This is a genomic window from Streptomyces sp. NPDC096105, from assembly GCF_044763335.1.
Taxonomy (GTDB): Bacteria; Actinomycetota; Actinomycetes; order Streptomycetales; family Streptomycetaceae; genus Streptomyces.
This window is the reverse complement of the sequence record NZ_JBIWGC010000006.1, coordinates 78,393-100,685: the sequence shown is the minus strand read 5'-3', so window position 1 is coordinate 100,685 and position 22,293 is coordinate 78,393. Positions and strand designations below refer to the sequence as shown.

General features: G+C 73.9%; 16 protein-coding genes and 1 tRNA gene. 8 read left to right on the top strand and 9 right to left on the bottom strand.

Features of this window, described 5'->3' with window-relative positions; genetic code table 11:
- Positions 1 to 129: 129 nt before the first annotated feature.
- From ACIQ8B_RS12280 to ACIQ8B_RS12270, 3 genes are all read right to left on the bottom strand, one after another.
- On the bottom strand, positions 130 to 1,104 hold the full coding sequence (locus ACIQ8B_RS12280) for an alpha/beta fold hydrolase (protein WP_290009707.1): 975 nt from the start codon (positions 1,102 to 1,104) through the stop codon (positions 130 to 132).
- A 388-nt stretch (positions 1,105 to 1,492) separates the two neighbouring features.
- On the bottom strand, positions 1,493 to 2,281 hold the full coding sequence (locus tag ACIQ8B_RS12275; RefSeq protein WP_403546625.1) for a hypothetical protein: 789 nt from the start codon (positions 2,279 to 2,281) through the stop codon (positions 1,493 to 1,495).
- Between the two features lie 219 nt (positions 2,282 to 2,500).
- Positions 2,501 to 2,573: transfer RNA gene (locus tag ACIQ8B_RS12270), tRNA-Arg, on the bottom strand.
- A 321-nt stretch (positions 2,574 to 2,894) separates the two neighbouring features.
- On the opposite strand from ACIQ8B_RS12270, the gene ACIQ8B_RS12265 reads away from it, so the two are divergent.
- From ACIQ8B_RS12265 to ACIQ8B_RS12235, 7 genes are all read left to right on the top strand, one after another.
- A complete protein-coding gene (locus tag ACIQ8B_RS12265; protein WP_403546624.1) occupies positions 2,895 to 4,505 on the top strand; it encodes a dynamin family protein in 1,611 nt (536 codons plus the stop codon).
- 3 nt (positions 4,506 to 4,508) lie between these two features.
- Entirely contained in the window at positions 4,509 to 6,329 is a 1,821-nt protein-coding gene (locus ACIQ8B_RS12260) for a YfjP family GTPase (RefSeq protein WP_403546623.1), read from the top strand.
- Positions 6,330 to 6,620: 291 nt separating this feature from the next.
- Entirely contained in the window at positions 6,621 to 7,127 is a 507-nt protein-coding gene (locus tag ACIQ8B_RS12255) for a single-stranded DNA-binding protein (protein WP_403546622.1), read from the top strand.
- Positions 7,128 to 7,406: 279 nt separating this feature from the next.
- The gene (locus tag ACIQ8B_RS12250) at positions 7,407 to 8,828 is read left to right on the top strand and encodes a Cys-Gln thioester bond-forming surface protein (RefSeq protein ID WP_403546621.1); all 1,422 of its coding nucleotides are present in this window, start codon (positions 7,407 to 7,409) and stop codon (positions 8,826 to 8,828) included.
- Between the two features lie 261 nt (positions 8,829 to 9,089).
- The gene (ettA, locus tag ACIQ8B_RS12245; protein WP_106414181.1) at positions 9,090 to 10,754 is read left to right on the top strand and encodes an energy-dependent translational throttle protein EttA; all 1,665 of its coding nucleotides are present in this window, start codon (positions 9,090 to 9,092) and stop codon (positions 10,752 to 10,754) included.
- 4 nt (positions 10,755 to 10,758) lie between these two features.
- Positions 10,759 to 11,184, top strand: coding sequence for a thioesterase family protein (locus ACIQ8B_RS12240; RefSeq protein WP_106414182.1), 426 nt, complete (start codon positions 10,759 to 10,761; stop codon positions 11,182 to 11,184).
- Positions 11,181 to 11,846: a hypothetical protein gene (locus ACIQ8B_RS12235; protein WP_403546620.1), complete on the top strand. Its 666-nt coding sequence runs from the start codon at positions 11,181 to 11,183 to the stop codon at positions 11,844 to 11,846. The genes ACIQ8B_RS12240 and ACIQ8B_RS12235 overlap by 4 nt, the downstream gene beginning before the upstream one ends.
- An 81-nt stretch (positions 11,847 to 11,927) precedes the next feature.
- On the opposite strand, the gene ACIQ8B_RS12230 is transcribed toward ACIQ8B_RS12235, so the two are convergent.
- Positions 11,928 to 12,341: a globin gene (locus tag ACIQ8B_RS12230; protein ID WP_403546776.1), complete on the bottom strand. Its 414-nt coding sequence runs from the start codon at positions 12,339 to 12,341 to the stop codon at positions 11,928 to 11,930.
- A gap of 65 nt (positions 12,342 to 12,406) precedes the next feature.
- Here ACIQ8B_RS12230 and ACIQ8B_RS12225 point away from each other — a divergent pair, with 65 nt between their 5' ends.
- Positions 12,407 to 13,405, top strand: coding sequence for a methyltransferase domain-containing protein (locus ACIQ8B_RS12225; protein WP_290009694.1), 999 nt, complete (start codon positions 12,407 to 12,409; stop codon positions 13,403 to 13,405).
- On the opposite strand, the gene ACIQ8B_RS12220 is transcribed toward ACIQ8B_RS12225, so the two are convergent.
- From ACIQ8B_RS12220 to ACIQ8B_RS12200, 5 genes are all read right to left on the bottom strand, one after another.
- A complete protein-coding gene (locus ACIQ8B_RS12220; protein WP_403546619.1) occupies positions 13,386 to 14,900 on the bottom strand; it encodes an FHA domain-containing protein in 1,515 nt (504 codons plus the stop codon). The two genes, ACIQ8B_RS12225 and ACIQ8B_RS12220, sit on opposite strands and share 20 nt — an antisense overlap.
- A gap of 83 nt (positions 14,901 to 14,983) precedes the next feature.
- Entirely contained in the window at positions 14,984 to 16,366 is a 1,383-nt protein-coding gene (locus tag ACIQ8B_RS12215; RefSeq protein WP_403546618.1) for a VWA domain-containing protein, read from the bottom strand.
- A 162-nt stretch (positions 16,367 to 16,528) separates the two neighbouring features.
- The gene (locus ACIQ8B_RS12210) at positions 16,529 to 18,235 is read right to left on the bottom strand and encodes a protein phosphatase 2C domain-containing protein (RefSeq protein ID WP_403546617.1); all 1,707 of its coding nucleotides are present in this window, start codon (positions 18,233 to 18,235) and stop codon (positions 16,529 to 16,531) included.
- 3 nt (positions 18,236 to 18,238) lie between these two features.
- The gene (locus ACIQ8B_RS12205) at positions 18,239 to 20,890 is read right to left on the bottom strand and encodes a tetratricopeptide repeat protein (protein WP_403546616.1); all 2,652 of its coding nucleotides are present in this window, start codon (positions 20,888 to 20,890) and stop codon (positions 18,239 to 18,241) included.
- A gap of 25 nt (positions 20,891 to 20,915) precedes the next feature.
- Positions 20,916 to 22,250, bottom strand: a complete 1,335-nt coding sequence (locus ACIQ8B_RS12200; RefSeq protein ID WP_403546615.1) for a hypothetical protein — start codon at positions 22,248 to 22,250, stop codon at positions 20,916 to 20,918.
- Positions 22,251 to 22,293 lie beyond the last annotated feature (43 nt).

Genomic DNA, 22,293 nt, shown 5'->3' with positions numbered 1-22,293 from the left:
CGGTCCGCCCCGCGGGGGTTACCCGCGCCCCTTGCTGATGAGTGCCGGGCTCAGTTGACGCCGGGCGCCGGGGCTGCGCGACGCGGCCGCAACCCCTTGTCGGGTTGCGGCCCTTCCGCATGACCGGCGTCAGACCGGGGCGGGTCTGGATCCGGCGCACGGGGTCTCGACGGGTGTGCAGTACGGCAGGCCGCCGATGGGCCGGTCGGTGCAGAACCGGGCGATCAGATCGGCGGATTCCTGCCTCCGCTCGACCGTGACGAGGTGGTCCGCCTCCTTCACGGTCGTGAACAGCGCCCCCGGCATCGTCGCGGCGAGTTCCCGCCCCATCTCCGGGGTGCACAGGGTGTCGTACTCCCCGGTGAACACCAGGGCCGGCACACGCGGCACCGGCAGTGGTCGGTAGGGGCCGTGCGTCATCAGCCTGATGTTGTGCTCGACTGCCTTGCGGATGTCGTCCGGCGTCTGGTTCGTGAACTGGTGCTGGAGCAGCCGGGCCACAGCCGCATGCCTGCGGACCTTGCCGGCATCCGGGTTCGACATGAACAGCCGTACCAGCCCGTCGGCGGCCTGCGCGATGTCGCCCCGTTCGAGAGCCTGCGACAGCCGCGGCACGGCCTCGCGGTAGAGCTCGGGCAACCGGATGGCTGCGGCCGCGAAGATGATGCGCCGGACCGACTCCGGGTGACGCTGCGCGAAGCGCAGCCCCACGACCTCACCGAAGCAGCCGCCGAACAGGTTCACCTCGGGCACGCCGATCTCGGTGAGCATGTGCTGAACCGCGTCACCGAGGAAGTCGATGTCGTAGCGGGCGGGAAGGAAGTCCGAACTGCCGTACCCGGGAAGGTCCACCGTGATCAGCGTGCACAGCGGTGCCAGCCACTTCTCGTGGCCCTGCCAGGAGTACCGGTTCTGCGAGGACCCTCCGAGCAGCAGCAACGGGGCGGTCCGCGGGGCGTTCTGGCGGACGATCCGGCAGGTGTACGCGAAACCCCGGAACTCCAGCTCTCGCTCCTCCGCCTGTCCCGGTGGCGAGGCCGGGGGGAAGGGCTCGGAGCGCCCTGTCCGGGGCGGGTCCTGGGCGGCGATGACGGCAGTGCGCATGAGCGGCTCCGGGAAAGGCGGAACGGTGACGAACCATTCCATCCTTACCAGTGAACTTACCATTCGGGCGTAACCACCCAATGGTGGGCGATCCCGAATAAGTTGCTACGGTGGCGCGGTGGTTCACCGCCGGGGGCCGGCAGGAATGAGGCCGCGTGGGGGAGCGCACGCGCTCACGCGCGCCCTGACGCGAGCGCGATGCCCGGCAGGGGCTGTGGGTGTTGACACCGCTCCGCCGCCGCCCGTCCGTCGCCTGCGCGCCCTTTCGCCACCTGTCTCCCTCGCGGCGCAACGTGCCCCGTGCCGTGCGAATGGCCCGAGGGGGAGCCGTGTCCGACGGCTCCCCCTCCCGCGGAGGGCGCCGGTCCCCAGTCAGGAGTCGGTACGCCTAGCGGACGGCCACGTAGTCCCCGGCCGACGCCTTCGCGCCGGAGGTGGTGTTGCCGTGGTAGACCCAGCGCCAGGTGCCGGAGCGGGTGGCCTTCAGCGTGGTCCTGAGGGTTCCGGTGCTGTTCGACTTCACCTTCCGCACCGTGGTGTAGGCCTTGGCGCCCGCCGCCTTGAACTGCAGGCTCACGGTGCGGCCCGCGTACCCCCGGTACTTGTGCGTGTCCCAGTCGGCCCGGGTGACCTTCCCGGTCACGGTGAGCGTCCCGCCCTTCCGGACCGGCTCCGGGGAGGCGTTGACGGTGACGCGGGTGGCCCGCTTGACCTGGAGCGGCACCTTCACGTCGTCGATGTCGTGCTTGTCACCGGCGAGCCAGACGCGGCCGGCGGTCTTCCACGCGCCCGCGTCCTCGTTGCCGAAGTCGTAATGGCGCGGGTCGATGTACAGCCACTCCTCGTAGTCGCAGATGCCCTTCGCCCGGTTCACCACCCTGCAGTCGGAGCTGTCGATCGCGTGCCACAGCTGGTCGCCGGACTCGAGCCCGCCGCGGTAGGGGAACACGGCCGCCCCCGGGTCGTGCCTGAGCCTGGTCGTCATCCGGAAGGTCGCGTGCACCACGACCTCCTCCTTGACCCCGATCACGATCGGCTTCCCGCCGTTCACCTTCACCCTGCTGAAGGAGACCCCTCCCTCCGCGGCCCCCGCCGGCACCGCGGAGACCGCCGTGAACGCGAACGCGGCCCCACCGGCCACCAACGCGCTCCACACGGTCCTTCTCGTCGTCCTCACGTGTCCCTCCCCTTCACCTGCGGCCCGCTCGTCATCAGCGGCTGACTAGGGGACGGGCGAGCCCGGCGGGTGGTTGCGGACGCCGCGGCAACGATTCGATCACTCCGGGGCAGGTCGCCGGGGCCGTACGGCCGGTGCGGAAAGGCGCTTGCTCTCCCGCCGTATGCGCCGGGCCACAAAAGGAAGCGACCAGCGTTTCCGCTGGTCAGGAGTGGTGAGCGCCCCCGGCAGGACTCGAACCTGCGGCCAAGCGCTTAGAAGGCGCCTGCTCTATCCACTGAGCTACGGGGGCCGGTGTGTGGCCTGTCGTCGTGGTGCCCTGGTGGGGGCCTGTCCGTGACGCTGCCGGGGACAAGGATAGGGCTCCCGCATCCTCGTCCCTGTCGCCTCGCCTCCGTGGCTCGATGTGGAGGTTCGGTGAAGCGGTCCTGATAATCGCAGGCAGGTGCGAATCGTGCACTCGTTTTGGCCTCTGACGCATCGGGTGTTGTGCACTCGTTATGCCTCGGCCGTGCCCGCGTCGCAGACATCCCTTCCATCCGGTTGTGTCCTGTCGGCGCGCAGACGTGGCCATATGCTTCAGAATTACCCTGAAATTGGGCATTCTTCGCATGTGGTGACCTTGGACGTACGGCCTCAGCTGCTCGACGCACTCTCCGCCCTGCGCGACCGTGTCGCCGCCGCACGCTTCCCGCTGCCTCTCGCGGGGGCCGCCCGCGCGCGTGCCGACCGCGACGAACTGCTCGCCCAGCTGGACGACTACCTGGTGCCGCGGCTGAGGGACCCCGGGGCGCCCCTGCTGGCCGTCGTCGGGGGTTCCACCGGAGCCGGGAAGTCCACGCTGGTGAACTCGCTCGTGGGGCGGCGCGTCAGCGAGGCGGGGGTGCTGCGGCCGACGACACGGACGCCGGTGCTCGTCTGCCATCCGGAGGATCACCACTGGTTCAGCGGTATGCGGGTGCTGCCCGACCTCACCCGTGTCTGGGTGCCGCACCACCAGGACCCGGCCGACGACCTGCTGCTGCCCGGCGAGGACCCCGCGCGCGTGCTGCGCGTCGAGACCGCCGACACCCTGCCGCCCGGCCTCGCCCTCCTCGACGCGCCCGACATCGACTCCCTGGTCTCCGACAACCGGGTCCTCGCCGCCGAACTGATCAACGCCGCCGACATCTGGATCATGGTCACCACCGCCGCCCGCTACGCCGACGCCATCCCCTGGCACATGCTGCGCACCGCCAAGGAGTACGACGTCAGCCTGGTCACGGTGCTGGACCGGGTGCCGCACCAGGTGGTCTCCGAGGTGTCCCGGCAGTACGGCGCACTCCTCACCAAGGCCGGGCTCGGCGACGTACCCCGCTTCACCGTGCCCGAGCTGCCCGAGTCCGCCTGGGGCGGCGGGCTGCTGCCCGGCACCGCCGTGGCCGGGCTGCGCACCTGGCTCGTCCACCAGACGCTCGACCCGGCCGCCCGGCAGCACGTGATGGCCCGTACCGCGTACGGCGTCCTCGACTCCCTCAACTTCCGGCTGCCGGAGCTGGCCGGCGCCGCCGCCGCCCAGTACGCCGCCGCGCTGCGCCTCACCTCCACCGTGGAGACCGCGTACGACAGCGAGCACGCGCGGGTGCGGGGGCGGCTGCAGGCCGGGGCCGTGCTCGCCGGGGACGCGCTCAAGCGGTGGCGCGCCTTCCCCCTCGACTGCACCCCGGGCGAGCTGCTCGACACGCTCGTGGAGAGCCTCAGCGCGCTCCTGCTGTGCGCCGTCGCCGCCGCCGACGAACGCGTCGACGAGGCCTGGCGGCGCGAGCCCGCAGCCGGCGCCCCCGAGCTGGCCGCCCCCGACAGCGCCCCGGAGAGCGTCGAGCACCGCATCGGCCTCGCCGTGCGGCGCTGGCGGCGCGAACTGGAGGAACTCGCCGAGGAGGAGGTGCGCGAGCTGGAGCGCGCCGTCGCGCCCGAACCCGAGACGGTCGCCGCCCTCGTCGCCACGGTCCTGCTGGGCGGCCGCCGCGCCCGGACCGCCGGGGAGACGCTCGCCGAGCGGATCGGCGCCCACGGCGCGCTGCGCCTGCGTGACCGCGGGGGGCGGCTCCTCGTCGCCCACGTCGACCGGATCATGCACGCCGAACGGGAACGCCGGCTCGCCCCGATCGACACGCTCGAGGTGCACGCGGAGCCCCAGCCGGAACTCATCGCCGCGTTGTCCGTACTGCAGAAGGAGAGGTGACCGGTGACCGCCGTCACTGACCAGGACCACACCGAGCACCCCAAGCCCCCCAAGCGCAGCGAGCGTTCGGAGGGCTCCGAGCGCTCCGAGCACTCCGGGCGTGGTGACACCCCCGGCGCCTGGGACGACGGACTGATCGCGCGCCGGGTGAACGGCAGCGCGGCGAAGGAGCAGCCCTCCGTGGCGGAACCCCGCGCCTCCGCACCGCAGAAGGTGCCCCCCCTGTCGTACGACCCGCGGCTCGCCTCGCGGCTGGACGCGCTGCGCGAGCTGGTCGGGCTCTCCCGCGCCCGCCTCGACAACCGCACCCTGTCCGAGGCGGGACGCGTGCTCGACGAGGCCGCCGCGCGGCGCCGGCTCTCCGGCCGGCACACCGTCGTCGCCATCGCGGGCGCGACCGGCAGCGGCAAGTCGCAGCTGTTCAACACGCTGGCCGGGGTGCCGATCTCCGAGACCGGCGTACGGCGGCCCACCACCGCCGCCCCCATCGCGTGCAGCTGGAGCGACGGCGCGGCGAGCCTCATCGAGCGCCTCGGTATCCCGCCCCGGCTGCGCCGCCGTCCCCTGCAGGCCATGACGGACGCCGACGAGCGGTTGCGCGGACTCATCCTCGTCGACCTGCCCGACCACGACTCGGCGGCGGTGGAGCACCGCGAGCAGGTGGACCGCATGCTGGGGCTGGTCGACGCGGTGATCTGGGTCGTCGACCCGGAGAAGTACGCCGACGCCATGCTGCACGAGCGCTATCTGCGCCCCATGGCGGCCCACGCGGAGGTCATGTTCGTCGTCCTCAACCAGATCGACCGGCTGCCCGGCGACGCCGCCGAACAGGTCCTGGACGACCTGCGGCGGCTCCTCGACGAGGACGGCATCGTGCTGGGGGAGTACGGCGAACCCGGTACGACCGTGCTCGCCCTGTCGGCGCTCACCGGGGACGGGGTGGGCGACCTGCGCGAGGCGCTCGCCCGGTTCGTGGCCGAGCGCGGGGCCCCCGCCCGCCGGATCTCCGCCGACGTCGACATCGCCGCCGCCCGCCTGTGGCCCGTGTACGCCACGCGCCGGCGCACCGGGCTGAGCGAGGAGGCCAGGGAGGAGTTCTCCGACCGGCTGGCGAACGCCGTGGGCGCCACGGCGGCGGGCGAGGCGGCCGAACGCGCCTGGCTGCGCAACGCCAACCGCGCCTGCGGCACCCCCTGGCTGCGGCTGTGGCGCTGGTGCCGGGCGCGGCGCGAGCCGACCACCGGCCGGGTCCCGCTGGGCGGCCAGCCCGACGAGGAGGTCACCGCACGGCAGCGGGTGGAGCAGGCGGTGCGCACGGTCGCCGACCGGGCCTCCGCCGGGCTGCCCGCGCCGTGGGCCCAGGCGGTGCGCGAGGCGGCGGTGCGCGGGTCGCAGGGGCTGCCGGAGGCGCTCGACGAACTGGCCGTACGGGCGGGACTGCCGCCGGGGCGGCCGCCGCGGCCGGGGTGGTGGCCGGTGGCCGTGCTCGCCCAGGCGGCCATGACGATCGTGCAGTTCGTGGGCGGGCTGTGGCTGCTCGGGCAGATCATCGGCGTCATGGCGCCGAACCTGGGCGTGCCGGTGCTGCTGATGGTCATCGGGATCGTGGGCGGACCGTTCATCGAGTGGAGCTGCCGGATGGCCGCCCGGGGGCCGGCGCGGAGGTACGGGCTGGAGGCGGAGAGGCGGCTGCGGGAGGCGGCGGCGGGCTGCGGGAGGGCCCGGGTGCTGGACCCGGTGGCGGCGGAGCTGCTGCGGTACCGGGAGGTGCGGGAGCAGTACGGGCGTGTGGTGGGGGTGGGAGCGGGCGGCGGAGGGCGCTGAGGCGCGCTTCGGTTCCGGCTGTGGAGCGGCACGTCCGGCTGCGGACCCGCACGTCCGGCTGTGGGCCGGCGAGCCACTCGTTCGGGTGGCGGAGTTTTCCCCAGGGCGGGGGTGGTCCACAGCGCTCGGCGGGGCCCGGCCCGGCGGCGGCAGTCTGACGGCGCGGTGACCACGGATCGCGAGGCGGTCCGCGGCCACCGCGCCAGACGGCAGCCGTACGGGACGGGCCCGTACGCGTGTCCCGGCGCCGGTGCGAGAGCCGGCGGGGGCCGGACCAGGGAGGGAAACGCGATGAACGAGACGGTGGTGTGCGTGGTGGGCAACGTGGCGACGCGGCCGGTGTACCGGGAGACGGTCTCCGGGCCGTCGGCGAGGTTCAGGATCGCGGTCACCGCGCGCTACTGGGACCGGGAGAAGAGCGCCTGGGCCGACGGACACACCAACTTCTTCACGGTGTGGGCCAGCCGGCAGCTCGCCGCCAACGCCGCGGCGTCCCTGTCGGTGGGCGAACCGGTGGTCGTGCAGGGCCGGCTGAAGGTGCGTACGGAGACACGGGAGGGGCAGCCCGACTGGATGTCGGCGGACATCGACGCGGTGTCCATCGGGCACGACCTCGCCCGCGGAACCACCGCCTTCCGCCGCGCGCCCCGCCCGGAGACCACCCCCGCACCGGACCGCCCTGAGCCCGCCTGGGAGACGGACCCGGCGTCGTCACCACCGGCCGACGGGACGACCGGAGCCGATGCGGAGAGCGGCGACGCGCCACAACTACGGCCGCAGGCCGTCGTGATGACGTGAGCTCAGGGGTGGCGGTCTCCGGTACGGCGGCTGTCCGAACCGGGGCTTATCGGCGGGTGCGCACCGAACCGTCCCGCGTGGATTTGTCGACAAGTTCTCTTCGACGTCGCTCCGGCGATAACGATTCCGATTCGGATCATCGCTCCGGCGCGATCACCGGCAAGCGCTGTCCGACGGCTCCTTAGGATGCCGGGCATGGCTCCGGGGGTCCCCGGAGCCGGAGATTCTGCTGGTGGGACCGCCCCCCACGTCAACGGGTCCTGCTCGGAAGGGAATTCGGTGTCTGTTTCGTTCTCCGCGCGGCGTCTGCGCGGACGTGGGTCGGCCCGCCTCGCAGCGGGGACGCTGGTGACGGGACTCGTCGCCACCACCGTGCTCGCCGGTGCGGGGACGGCCACCGCAGGTGACACCGGGACGATGCCGCAGCACAACGGAGCGGCCGCCACCATCGACGGACTCAAGACGTACGGCGCCGCCGTCATACACGGGCCCGCCGGCGACACCCAGGTCTCGGCGGGGCTGTTCGAGCTGTCCGTCGAGGGCGGCGGCATGCTGCACACCTACTGCGTCGACATCCACACCCCCACCCAGCAGGACGCCAAGTACCACGAGACCTCCTGGAGCGGCACCTCCCTCGGCGCCAACGAGGACGCCGGCCGGATCCTCTGGATCCTCGAGCACTCCTACCCGCAGGTGAACGACCTGGCGGCGCTCGCGAAGAAGGCGGGCGTGCGGGGTCAGCTCACCGAGCAGGACGCGGCGGCCGGCACCCAGGTGGCGATATGGCGCCACTCCGACGACGTGGACGTCGAGGCGCTCGACCCGCAGGCCGAGCAGCTCGCCGACTACCTCGAGAAGAAGGCGCGGAACGTGGCGGAGCCCCAGGCGTCGCTGACCCTGGACCCGCCGGTCGTCGCCGGCCGTCCGGGCGAGAGGCTCGGCCCGGTCACGGTCCGCACCGACGCGGCCGGCGTGACGGTCTCCCCGCCGGCCGACGCCGCGACCTCCGGCATACGGATCGTGGACGCCGACGGTGAGCCGGTCACCACCGCCCGCAACGGCGGCAAGCTGTTCGTCGAGGTCCCTCAGGACGCGGAGGCGGGCACCGCCCAGCTGACCGTGCAGGCGACGACGAGCGTGCCGGTGGGCCGTGCCTTCGTCTCCGAGAGCCGCAGCCAGACGCAGATCCTGGCCGGGTCCAGCGAGTCGACCGTCTCGGCGACGGCCGGCGCGAGCTGGACGGAGGAAGGCGCGATACCGGCGGTCTCGGCCCGCGAGAACTGCGCCAAGGGCGGTGTGGACGTCACCGTCGCCAACCGGGGTGACGCCCCGCTGACGTTCGAGCTGGCGGGCTCGGAGCACACCGTCGCGGCCGGCGCCTCCGACACGGTGACGGTGCCGCTGAACGAGGACCAGCCGTACGACTTCACCGTCGAGGGACCGGACGGGTTCCAGCAGCGTTTCACCGGGATGCTCGACTGCCGCACCCGGGCCGCCGAGGTGGGCACGACGACCCAGACCCTCACGGGTCCGACGCCGACCCCGCTGGCCGCCCCGGTCACCGAGACCAACCTCGCCGCGACCGGCGCCTCCAGCGCCACTCCGTGGATCGCCGGTACCGCGATAGCCCTGGTCGTCCTCGGCGGAGCGGGCCTGGTCATCACTCGCCAGCGGCAGGACGCCTCCGGCCGCAACGGCTGACGGACGCGGGCGGGTACGGGCTCGACCGCGGAGGACGGCGGTGAGCCCGCCGGCGCTGGCGGACATGCCGAAGTGGCGCGACGCACCTCGGAGCCGAGGTGCGCCCGCGGTTGCGGAGCGTGTCGGTGTCCTGACGCGGCGGCCGGACGAAACAGCAGGTCAGAGGGGTCCGGCGGAACGGGTTTCCCCCCAGGGGTGGCGGTCGGGCAAGATGGGGTGTATCTGCCCACTGCCAGATTTCAAGTTGCCGGACGGTTTCTCTTGGCTGAGTTCATTTACACCATGCGCAAGGCGCGCAAAGCGCACGGCGACAAGGTGATCCTCGACGACGTCACCCTGAGCTTCTACCCCGGGGCGAAGATCGGTGTCGTCGGCCCGAACGGTGCCGGTAAGTCGACCGTTCTGAAGATCATGGCGGGGCTGGAGCAGCCCTCGAACGGCGACGCGTTCCTGACGCCCGGCTACAGCGTCGGCATCCTGCTCCAGGAGCCGCCGCTGGACGAGTCGAAGACCGTCCTGGAGAACGTGCAGGACGGCGTCGCCGAGGTCAAGGGCAAGCTCGACCGGTTCAACGAGATCGCCGAGCAGATGGCCACCGACTACTCCGACGCGCTGCTCGAAGAGATGGGCAAGCTGCAGGAGGAGCTGGACCACGCGAACGCCTGGGACCTCGACGCCCAGCTCGAGCAGGCCATGGACGCCCTCGGCTGCCCGCCCGGCGACTGGCCCGTCACCAACCTCTCCGGTGGTGAGAAGCGCCGCGTCGCGCTGTGCAAGCTGCTGCTGGAGCAGCCCGACCTGCTGCTGCTCGACGAGCCCACCAACCACCTCGACGCCGAGTCGGTGAACTGGCTGGAGCAGCACCTCGCCAAGTACGAGGGCACCGTCGTGGCCGTCACCCACGACCGGTACTTCCTCGACAACGTCGCCGGGTGGATCTGCGAGGTCGACCGCGGCCGGCTGCACGGCTACGAGGGCAACTACTCCAAGTACCTCGAGACCAAGGCCGCCCGCCTCAAGGTCGAGGGGCAGAAGGACGCCAAGCGGCAGAAGCGCCTCAAGGAAGAGCTGGAGTGGGTCCGCTCCAACGCCAAGGGACGGCAGGCCAAGTCCAAGGCCCGTCTCGCGCGGTACGAGGAGATGGCCGCCGAGGCCGACAAGATGCGGAAGCTGGACTTCGAGGAGATCCAGATCCCGCCGGGTCCGCGTCTGGGCAACGTCGTCGTGGAGGTCAGCAACCTCACCAAGGGCTTCGGCGACAAGCTCCTCATCGACGACCTCAGCTTCACCCTCCCGCGCAACGGCATCGTCGGCGTCATCGGCCCGAACGGCGCCGGCAAGACCACGCTGTTCAAGATGATCCAGGGCATCGAGCAGCCCGACTCCGGCACGATCAAGGTCGGCGACACGGTCAAGATCTCGTACGTCGACCAGAGCCGCGAGAACATCGACGCGAAGAAGACGCTGTGGGAGGTCGTCTCCGACGGCCTCGACTACATCAACGTCGGCCAGGTCGAGATGCCGAGCCGGGCGTACGTGTCCGCGTTCGGCTTCAAGGGCCCGGACCAGCAGAAGCCGGCCGGTGTGCTCTCCGGCGGTGAGCGCAACCGCCTCAACCTCGCGCTCACCCTCAAGCAGGGCGGCAACCTGCTGCTCCTCGACGAGCCGACCAACGACCTCGACGTCGAGACGCTCTCCTCCCTGGAGAACGCGCTGCTGGAGTTCCCCGGCTGCGCCGTGGTCGTCTCCCACGACCGGTGGTTCCTCGACCGCGTGGCCACGCACATCCTGGCCTACGAGGGCGACTCCAAGTGGTTCTGGTTCGAGGGCAACTTCGAGTCGTACGAGAAGAACAAGGTCGAGCGGCTCGGCCCGGACGCCGCGCGTCCGCACCGCGCCACCTACAAGAAGCTGACCCGGGGCTGATCTCTTGCGGCACATCTACCGCTGCCCGCTGCGCTGGGCGGACATGGACGCGTACGGCCACGTCAACAACGTGGTGTTCCTCCGCTACCTGGAGGAGGCGCGCATCGACTTCCTGTTCCGCCCGGAGAAGGACTTCCAGCAGGGGTCCGTGGTGGCGCGCCACGAGATCGACTACAAGCGGCAGCTCGTGCACCGGCACCACCCGGTCGACATCGAGCTGTGGGTCACGGAGATCAGGGCGGCGTCCTTCACCCTCACCTACGAGGTGAAGGACGACGACCTGGTCTACGTCCGCGCGTCGACGGTGATCGTGCCGTTCGACTTCGAGGCACAGCGTCCCCGGCGGCTCACCGCGGAGGAGCGGGCGTTCCTCGAGGAGTACACGGACGACGCCACCGCCGGTGACAAGGAGGAGGCCGTCGCCGCATGACGGTGCTCCACCTCGCCGACGAGGGGGAGGCCGCGGATCTCGCGGCCTTCCTGTCCCGGCTGCTGCACTACGACCGCGGCGCCGCCGTCCGTCTCCAGGCGGCCGGGACGGCGCTCGCGGTGTTCGGCCGGCCCCCCTCGTTCGAGGTGCTGGCGATCCGCGCCGTGCGGCTGGCCAAGCCGTACGAGAACGGGCTCGACGCCGTGCTGGACGTGACCGTCTCCGCCGGTGAGCTGCTGGAGTCGGTGGACGAGTCCGCCGCCACCGCCGCCGTGCCGGGCGCGGTCACCGGGCCGCCGTGGGCCGGGGTGCTCCCGCCGCGCGGCGGCTGGCGCGCCGAGCCCGGTCTGCCGGACCCCGCGCGGCTGCGCGGGGTCGTCGCCGCGTCGGTCGCCGAGTTCCGCGCCCGCACCGAGGGGCTGGCGCCCGAGCAGCGCACCCGGGCCGAGCTCGACCGGATCGGGCGGGAGATATGGTCGCGCGCGGTCGCGGACACCGCTCTGCCCGTGCGCGCCGTGCACGCGGCGCAGTCACTCGGGTTCCTGCGGGGCGAGGACCAGGCGCTGTTCTCGTCCGGGGCGTGGCTGCGGCTGCGGACGCCGTACGGGTCGGTCGCGGTGCGGCGGGCGGGCGTGGGCGCCCTCGGACTCAGCGTCCGCTGACGCCCGCACCCTTCCGCTCCCGCCCGCTGCCGTCCGGGCGGACCGCGATGCGGTGCGGCGCCCCCTGAGGGGCGTGGCCGCTCAGCCCGGGGAGTTGACCATGGAGGCGGCCGCGTAGGTCAGGTACTTCCACAGGGTCTGCTCGTGCTCCTCGGACAGCCCCAGCTCGTCCACGGCGTCCCGCATGTGCTTCAGCCACGCGTCGTGCGCCGCCCGGTCGACCTTGAACGGGGCGTGCCGCATCCGCAGCCGCGGATGGCCCCGGTTCTCGCTGTAGGTGGTCGGACCGCCCCAGTACTGCATGAGGAACAGCGCCAGCCGCTCCTCGGCCGGACCCAGGTCCTCCTCCGGGTACATGGGCCGCAGCAGCGGATCCTCCGCCACTCCCCGGTAGAAACGGTGGACGAGCCGGCGGAAGATCTCCTCCCCGCCGACCTGCTCGTAAAAGGTCTGCTCCTGAAGCGTGCCGCGCCGAATCTCTGTCACGCCGTCCATGGTCTCAGACGCCACGGCATAGGACTCAAGGCCTAGGACCCCGCCCGCCGGCCTACGGTGGAGAGGTGGACGGGCACCCGGAGAGCGGTGAGGACCTCGCCCGCGCGGCGCGGGCGGCGCTGGTGCGGGAGATCGAGGCGAGCGGCGCCTTCGAGGCGGACCCGGTGTGGCGGGAGGCGTTCGCCGCCGTGCCGCGCCATCTGTTCGTGCCGTACTACTACGTGGGCGTCGCCGGCGGGTACGAGCGCCGCTGGCGCGAGCACCCCGATCCGGCCGCGCGCGAGCGGTGGCTGCGCGGTGCGTACGAGGACGCCCCGCTGGCGATCCGGATGCGCGACGGCGACCTGCTCTCCTCCAGCAGCCAGCCCTCCCTCATGGCGCTGATGCTGGCCGGGCTGCGCGTCGGGGACGGCCACCGGGTGCTGGAGATCGGCACCGGCAGCGGGTACAACGCCGCCCTGCTCTGCCACCGGCTCGGCGACGACGGTCTGGTCACCACGGTCGACGTGGACCCGGAGATCACCGAGGCGGCCCGCCGCCACCTCCAGGCCGCCGGACACCGTCCGGCCGTCGTCACCGGCGACGGGGCGCGCGGGGTTCCGGCACGCGCGCCCTACGACCGGATCATCGCCACCTGCGCGCTGCCGTCCGTGCCGCGCGCCTGGCTCGCCCAGTGCCGTCCCGGCGGGGTGGTCCTCGGCCCGTACGCCACCGGGCTGATCGCACTGACCGTGCGCGACGCGGACCACGCCGAGGGGGGCTTCCTGCGCACGCCCGCCTACTTCGTGCCGCTGCGGGGCGCGGGCCCGCCCCCGCCGGAGCCGCCGGTCCCGGAGGGACTGCCGTCCGCGGCCCGCAGGAGCGACCTGTTCCGGTTCCTGCTGGAGCTGACCGCCGGGGTGCTCGGCCCGCGCGAGGCGTACGAGCTGTGGGAGCGCGAGGGCAGGCCGCAGCGTGAACGCTACGGCCTGACCGTCGACGCCGAGGGCGGCCGGGCCTGGCTGGACGACCCCGGCGGGAGGTACGTCTGGCCGTTGCCGGCGCTCAGCCCCGGCGGATGGTGATCGTCGTCCAGGCGCCCACGTGGACCCGGTCGCCGTCCTGCAGCGGGACCGGGACGAACGGCTGGATCGGCTCCTCGGAACCGTTGACCGTCGTGCCGTTCGTCGAGTTCTGGTCGACGACCGCCCAGCTGCCGTCCGGCTGCTGCACCAGCACCGCGTGCTGGTGCGAGACGCCCGGGTCCTCCGGCGGAGTGGACAGATCGATGTCGGGGGTGTCGCCGGTGGAGTGCCGGCGGCGGCCGATGGTGATCTGGTTGCCGGTGAGCGTGCGCTGCTGCTCGGGCGAGTACGCGGGCAGGTTCAGGCCCGCGGCCTCGGGGCCGGAGCGCTGCATCATCGCCATGAAGTACTCGCGGTCCGGGCCGATGGTGGCGGTCCAGGTGACCGGGCCCTGCTGCTGCCGCGGCTGCTGCGGGAAGCCGCCGGGGCCGGGCGGGGCCTGGGTGCCGCCGGGCTGCGGGTAGCCGTAACCGCCGTGCCCGCCGGGGCCGTGCGGACCGCCAGGGCCACCGGGGCCGCCAGGGCCACCGGGGCCGCCAGGGCCACCGGGGCCGCCCTGGCCGCCGGTCGGCGGGGGGATCATCCAGTCGTCCTCACCGCCGCCGTACGACGGGCCGCCGCCCTGCGGCGGGCGGCCGGTCTCCTGCGGGAAACCGGGAGGGGCCGGGGGACCGGAGTGGAACGCCTGCGGGGCACCGGGGCCGTGCGGACCACCAGGGCCGCCGTGACCGCCCGGGTTGCCGTGACCGCCCGGGTTGCCGTGACCGCCGTGACCGCCAGGACCGCCCGGGTTGCCGTGACCGCCGTGACCGCCGGGACCGCCCGGGTTGCCGTGACCGCCGGGGCCGGGCGGGGGCGGGACCGGGCGCGAGGGCTCGCCGCCGAAGCCGGGCGGGCCCGGCGGGATCGGCTCGGCGGGCCGGTTCACCTGCGAGGGACGCGAACCCTGGTAGTCGAACCCGTCACGGCCGCCGTACGACGGACCGGGCGGCTGCTGCCCGTAGGGGCCGCCGGGGCCACCGGGGCCGCCAGGACCACCGTGGCCGCCGGGGCCGGCGTGACCGCCCGGACCACCGGGGCCGCCCGGGCCGGGGGCCGGCGGGCGAGGGGCGGCCGGGGTGTACGAGGTCGCCGTGTTGGTGAGGAAGTTCCACCGGCACTCCTCGCAGAACGGCGCCCCGCCCTCACGCGGCGTGCGGCACTGCGGGCACAGCTCCGGCTGCGTGCCGGGGCCGCCCGGGCCACCCGGACCCCCGTAGCCGCCGCCGGGACCCCCCGGACCGCCGCCCGGGCCACCGAAGCCGCCACCGGGACCGCCCTGGCCACCGGGACCGCCCTGGCCGCCGGGGCCACCGGGAGGCGGGAAGCCGTAGCCGCCGCCACCGGGCGCCGGCGGCGGGGGAGGAGGTGGAGGCACGGCACCCGCCATGCGGTGACCGCACACCTCGCACCAGTCGTCGGAACCCGACTGGTGTCCGCTCGGGCAGGTCGGCATGTCGGCGCTTCCCCCTCTCCTTTTCCGGTCGTTTCCGACCGGGTTTCTCCAACCCCTGAGGGTCGGGCTCGTTTACTTGCAGATCATCTCTTCACACGAACAGTCTTGGTCGACCGTGTCTCGAGTGTCATCTCGTCGGCCTCCTCGACCTTCGCCTTCAGTCGCACAGTACCGGTCGCGGCGTCCACGACGTCCACCACCTTCGAAAGCAGTTTCGCAGTATCCGCGTTGCCGGACGCACTCGCGAGCTGAACGGCACGGCCCAGTTTGGCCGTTGCCCCGTCCCTGTCTTCCGCTTTGCGCAGATCCATCCCTTCCTGGATGACTTCCGCCAGTTCGGCCTGGCCCGTGTAGTGGGCGACCTGGGGGTTGACCGACGTCGACGCGGCCAGGTCGTCCGTCCACACGGCGCGCACGAGGCCCTGCGCGCCGAGGTTCTGCACGCCCCCTCCTCCGCTCCCGGCTGCGCTCGAGCGGGAGGCGCCCCCAGGGCGCGGGATCACCAGCGAGACGCGGGCCGCCAGCATCTCCTGGCCCACGGCGGCGGGCGGTACCGCCACGCAGAGGTGGTAGTCACGGGACTCGTCACCCCAGGAACCGAGCGGGTAGTCGCCCGTGCGGGGGCCCGCCTCGGTGCGTCTCCCGGTCAGCTCCTCCACCGTCGGCGCGACCTGCTTGACGAACGTCACGGTGGCGCCGGCCGGGGTCCACAGGCGCAGCCAGACGTCCGCGACCTCCTTGCCCATCGCCGCCTCCATCATCCGCGTGAAATCGGCGGCGAGACCGGCCGGGTCGGCGACGATGTCGGCGGTGCCGAGGAGGGCCGAGGCGATGCCTGTGACTTCTTTCACTTCCCAGTCGGTGCCCACGCCGCGGGCGTCACAGGTGAACCGTCCCGCGCAGGCGTCCAGGGCCGCCTGCAGTTCCTCCGGCGACTCGTGCTCGTTGCGGCCGTCGGTGAGCAGGATGCCGTGCCGGATCGCCACGTCCGCCGACGCCAGCAGCCGGTCGGCGCGCCGCAGCCACGTCCCGATCGCCGTGCCGCCGCCCGCGCTCAGCTTCCGCAGCGCCTGCTTGGCCTGCTCCCGGCTCTCCGGTCCGGCCACCGCGAGCCGGCCGTCGCCCGGGAACACCTCGCGCGCCAGGTGGGTGCCGCCGACGACCGCGAAGCGCACGCCGTCGCGCAGGGTGTCGATCGCCGCGGCCGTGGCGTCCCGCGCGTTGCGCATCTTGGTCGGCGGGTAGTCCATCGAGCCCGAGCAGTCGACCATCAGGACCACCGCCGCCGACGGACCCTCGCCCGGCGCGTACAGGTGCGGCGCCGTCACCGCGCTGCCGACGGTGCCGCCACCGGTCGCGGTGACCGTCACCACCGCGTTGACCTCGCGGCCCCCCTCCGGCAGGTACTCGTTCTGGTACACGTCCACCGAGAACTGCGGCACGTTCGATTTCGAGAATCTGGCCATGCCTGGCTCGCTCCCCCTCCGGTGCCCCGACGGCGCGGGGCGACGACGTCCTCAACGGACCGGTCCCCTCCGGTCCGTTGAAGCTTCCCCGTACGAGGCTCCCCGTACGCGGCACGCGCATGCGGCGGGCGGATGCGGGCGCTCGGCGCGCGGTTCGCGGCCTCAGGCCGATCCTGCCCCCCGGGGGACGGCCGGGAACGGCACCAGCGCCACTGTTACGTTGTCGTGGCCCCCGCCGTCGAGGGCGTGACCGACCAGGACGCGGGCGGCGTGCAGGGGACGCGCGGCGGCGTCGGCGGGCACCACCTCGGCCATCTCGTCCGCGGACTCGGCGTAGTTCCACAGGCCGTCCGTGCAGACCACGACCACACCGGGGCGGTCCGGCTTGAACGCCGCGGTGTGCGGCTCCAGTTCGTACGCGTCCGCGCCGAGCCAGCCGGTGATCGCGTGCGCGCGGTGGTCGGCGTACGCCTCGGCCTCGCCCATCAGCCCCGCGGCGACCATCTGCGCGGCCCACGAGTCGTCCTCGGTCAGCCGCGCCGCCGGGCCGGAACGGTCCACCGGGACCCAGTACACCCGGCTGTCGCCGACCCAGCCGACGACCAGCAGACCCGCGGTCACCACCGCGCCGACGATCGTGCAGGCGGGCGCGTTCTGCTGCGGGGCGTGCTCGCGGGCCTCCGCGGGCTGCTCACCGGCCAGCGCGTCGACCGCCTCGGAGGCGGCGAGGATCGCGTCGTGCATCGCCTGCTGCGGGTGGGTGCCGCGCGGCAGGGCGTCCAGCAGGGACGCGTTCGCCGCGCGGGAGGCGGCGAGTGACGCCTCGTCGGGACGCGTCGCCGAGGAGACGCCGTCGCAGACGACCGCCACGGACACCGGGGAGCCGTCGGGCAGCGTGGTCGTGCCGACGGCGAAGGCGTCCTCGTTGCGGTGATGCCGCAGTCCGCGGTCGCTGACCGCGGCCACGGGGCCGCATTCCTGTTCCATGTGGTCCCGTTCGCGCGGTTGTGCGTGGCCGCAGTTCTCGCAGTAGCCGTCGTCGTCCACCCGGCCGGCCCGGCACGCCACACACACGGCGTGCGCCTCGACCGCCACGCGCGGATCGGGCGCCTGCAGGGGGTATTCGTCCGGTTGGGCCGGTTGACGGGCGGGTGCCGCGAGGTCCGTCCCGTCCGTCACGGAAGCCCCGCCGTCGGCCGCCTCCGCCGGGGCCCGCCGGCCGAGCCGGACACCGGGGGAGGGGGCGCCGGTCGCGGGCGCGCCCGGGACCGCGGCGTGCGGACCGGTTCCTGCACGGTGCGGGTCAGGTGCCGTCGGGTGCGCGGGATCGTCTGCCGTCGGGGCGCCCGCGGGCGCGGCGTGCGGACCGGTCCCCGCCGGGTACGGGCCGGCGGTCGGCGCGTACGGGCCGGCAGCCGCCGGGTTCGCGGCTGCGTCCGCCGTCGGGGCGCCGGGTGCCGATGTCCCCGGGGGCGCGGCGTGCGGGCCGGGTGCGGCAGGGCTCACGCCGGGCGTCGGTGCGCCCGGGGCCGCGTACGGGCCGGACGGCCCCCGGTACGCGGGCGCGTCCGCCGTCGGGGCGCCGCCGCCCGGTGCCGGACCTCGGACCTCGGGGGGACGGGGGGCCGGGGGGACCGTGCCCGGGGTGGGGGCGGGCCAGGCGGGCGGAGCGGGCGGGGGCGGCGGGGCGGGGCGCGCCGACTGTGGCGGCACCGCGCCGTTCATGGCGATCGTCGGTTCGTCCACCGGCCGCGCCGGGACGGCCGACAGGTCGTATCCGCACGCGCCGCAGAAACGATCACCCGACTCGAGGGGTTCCTCGCAGCTCGGGCATTTCGACAACGCGGCCTGCTGGGGCATCTGCGACATCAACTACACCCACGTCCGGGGGCGGTAACGATTGGCACGTTCCACCAGGTCGATCCTCTCCTCGCTGCTGCGCGCCAGCCGGGCCAGCGTGCGGTACGAGCGTTCCAGGCCGAAGCGCAGGCCACGCTCGTCCAGGCCGCTGCCGAGCAGCGTCCGCCCCCCGGCGGCGGGAGGAGCGGAACCCTGGCCCCCGGAGAGTACCCAGTCCAGTCCGCAACCGAGGACCTCCGCCGTCAACAGCTCGCGGCGCGCCGGATCCAGACCGTACGACTCCAGGGCCTCGACCTGTCCGGCGGCGGCGGTCAGGTCGTCCAGGAACGGCGCGTCGGCGGCGGTGGCCGTGCGCCCCCGCAGCCGCGCCCGGACCGCCGCCACGCGGGCGGCGGTGTAGTGGATGGAGGACTCCGGCACCGACTCCAGCGTCCGTACGGCGCCGTGCCGGTCGCCGGCCGCCAGCCGCACCCGGGCCAGCCCGAACGCGGCGCTGACGTGGCTCGGGTCGGTGACCCACACCAGGCGGTAGTACTCGACCGCGTTGTCCAGTTGGCCCAGCACCTCCGCGCACAGACCCAGCGCCAGCTTCGGCGCGATCTCGCCGGGGAAGGCGTCGTAGATCGCGTCGAAGGCGAGCGCCGCGCCCTCGTGGTCGCCGGTGACGAGCGCGGCCACGCCCCGGTACCAGACCACCCGCCAGTCGTCGGGGTCCTCGGCCTCCAGCGCGCCCAGCGCCTCCAGCGCGGCCGCCCACTCGCCCGTCTCCAGCCGGGCCCGCACCCCGCGCAGCCGCGTCTCGGTCGACGGGTCGGGCGCGGCGGCCAGCGCGTGGATCAGTTCGGCGGGCGCGGACGCCAGCAGACCGGCGAGGAAACCGGCGTCGGGGTCGGCCGGCTGGACGTGCGGGACGGGCAGCGCGAGGGCGGCCGCGGGGCAGTCCACGGGCCGGACGAGGGAGGCGGGGGCGCCGGGCGCCGTGCCGGGCGCGTGGGGCGCGGGAGCGAGGGCCGCCGGGGCCTGCGCGCCGGACACCAGGGCGGACGCGCCCCTACGGATGAGGGTCCGGGGACGCCGGGCGCCCAGCCGGGACACGTCACCGTCCAGTTCAGGGAACAACTCCGCGTCCGTCACCCGCGGTTCCGGCCCGAACAAGGTGGACAGCGCCGGGCGCGCCTGCCCCGACCGGAGCGAGACGACCTCCCGCAGCACCCCCGTCAGCTGTTCGGCCATCTCCTGCGCGGAGGCGAACCGGCGCGCCGGGTCCGGGTCCGTGGCACGCACCAGCAGCCGGTAGAAGGACTCGTACCGCCGGAACACCTCGATGGTGTCCGGGTCGGGCAGACAGTCCGCGTAGACGTTGGTGCAGCCCTGGAAGTCGAAGGTGAGGACGGCCAGCGTGCGGGCGACCGTGTACAGGTCGGACGCCACCGACGGGCCGGCCTCGGCGACCTCCGGCGCCTGGTAGCCGACCGTGCCGTAGACGGCCGACTCGTCGTCGTCCATGCGGCGCACCGCGCCCATGTCGATCAGCTTCAGCTGGTCCTCGGTCTGGAGGGCGTTGTCGGCCTTGAAGTCGCAGTACAGCAGGTTGCGGCTGTGCAGATGCCCGAGCGCCTCCAGTGCCTCGATGCCGTACGCGCACGCCTGCTCCACCGGCAGCGGGTCGCGCCGGCCCTCCGGCGTGCGGCGGGCGTTGGCGATCTCCTTCAGCGACTTGCCGCCGACGTACTCCATGACGATGTAGCCGTCGAGGGAGCCGGTGCGCTGGTCCAGGTGCTCGACGAAGTTGTAGATCCGCACGATGTTGGCGTGCTCGATCTCCGCGAGGAAGCGGCGCTCCGAGATGGCCGCCGCCATCGCGTCCTGGTCGCCCGTGTCGAGCAGGCCCTTGAGGACCACCCAGCGGTCGGACACGGCCCGGTCCACGGCCAGGTAGATCCAGCCGAGCCCGCCGTGCGCCAGACAGCCGGCCACCTCGTACTGGCCGTGCACCACGTCTCCGGGGCGCAGCTTCGGCACGAACGAGTACGGGTGGCCGCACTTGGTGCAGAAGCCCTCCGTGCGGCCCGGCCGGCCGCCGCGGGCCCGGCCCACCGGCGCCCCGCAGTCCGACCGCGAGCAGAACCGCTTCCGCTCCGGCACCTCCGGGGCGTCCAGCACCATCCGCCGCGGGTCGGGCCGCGGGACCGGCGGCACCTGCACCAGCCCCGCGCCGAGCCGGCCCCGGCCCGAACCGCCCGCGCCCGAGCTGCGCACCGACACCGAACGGCCCGCCGCCGTCCGGCCCGACGGCGAACGGGACAGGCGCCCGGACACCGAGCGGCGCGACTTCGACGACTGGGACGACCGGGACGACGTGGGGGAACTGCGGCCGCCGCGCCCGCTCCGGTGGCCGCCCGCGCGTGCGCTGCCCGAACGTGCGCTCCCCGAGCGTGCGCCGGCCGAGCCGTGCGCGTCGTGGCCGCCCGCCGTGATGCCCGTCGGGGGCGACGCCACCAGACCCGTCGGCGACACCACGGGCGCCAGACCGCACGTGTCGCAGTACAGCTCGCCCCCGCCGACGTCGTCGTACGCGCCGTCGCACTCGGGGCGCTGACAGGCGGACCGCTCCCGCGGGGGCGCCGCGGACGCCGCGGGCTCCTGGTTCTCCGGTTCGCTCACGCTCCGGCCGCCTCCCCCTCGTCCCTCACGCGCCCGGCCCCCTCCGCTCGTCCGGGCCGGCCCCCTGCCCCGGCACCCCGGGCGAGGCGCCCAGCAGCTCCGCCACCGCCTGCTGGTAGCGCAGGACCGCCTGCTCGGCCGCACGCAGGTCGCACGGCGCGCTCCACAGCATGCGGCGCGCCTTCTCGTACCGCTCCACCAGCAACGGGTCCTCGGCCAGCCCGTGCCGGGACACCTTCGCCCTGTAGGCGTCCAGCCGGCCGCGCAGCTCCGCCCGCACCGCGAGCGGCGCCGTGACCGCCGTCAACGACTCGCGGGCGCGCAGCAGTTCGTCCTCCGCCTGCTGCTCCAGCGACTCCAGCAGCGGGGACAGCCGGTGCCACTGGGCGTGCCTGCGGTACTCCGCCGCCGTCGCCACCTGCTCCTGCAGCGCCGTCGGCGGGCCGCTGACCACCGGCACCTCCGTCGCCGCGATCTTCGCCAGCACCTCGCCGCGCGCGGTACGCGCCTCGGCGAGCGTGCGGTCGGCGCGCGACAGCACGTCCCGCAGCCGGACGATGCGCTGCTCCGCGTCCTGCCGGACCGCCAGCACCGCGTCGATCTCGCGGCGCACGTCCTCCAGGGCGCGGGCCTCACGGTCGTACACCGTCGTGTCGGGCTTCCCGCCGCCCGGCGCCGAACTGCCCTCCGCCGGCGTCCAGAACGCCAGCGGGTCCGACACCACCTGCTCGCGCAGCCTGGTCAGCGTGCGGGTGATCCGCGCCAGGTCGTCGCCCGCCGGGTGCTCGCCCGGGCGTACCCCGACCGAGTGCGCCAGCCTGCTCGTGCGCCGCAGCTCCGCCGACAGCAGATCGATCCGGGCGGGCAGCGCCGACCACACCGCGTCCGCGGCCACCACCATGTCCAGCGAGGACGCGTACAGCTCGTTCATGCGGTCGACGAGGGCGGCGAGGGAGTAGCGCTCGCTGAGCACGCCCGGACCGGCCTGACCGCCGTGCGGGGCCGCCGCCGCGGCGCTGCCGGCCACCGTCACCGGCTCGCCGCGCAGCAGCTCCGTCAGCTCCACCAGGTCCTCGCGGCTGGACCAGCGGCGGCGGGCGCGGATGTCCCGTGCGGTGCGCAACACGTCCGTGTACGCGTCGAAGTAGGTCCACAGCAGCGTGATCGCCGCCTCCGTGGACGCCCACCGCTCGGCGGTGACGCCGGTGAGCCGGGCGCCCTCCAGCAACCGTCGGCCCGCGTGGTCCTGCAGGGCGAGGAGCGAGGTCTCGATCGCCTCGTGCTCCGCGCCGAGCCGCGCCAGCGCACGGTCCACCTCGTCCCGGTCCAGCACCGGCCCGGCGGAATCCGTGTCGGCCATCGATCACCTTTCGCTGCGGGGGAATTCAAGGGGAGTTCAAAGG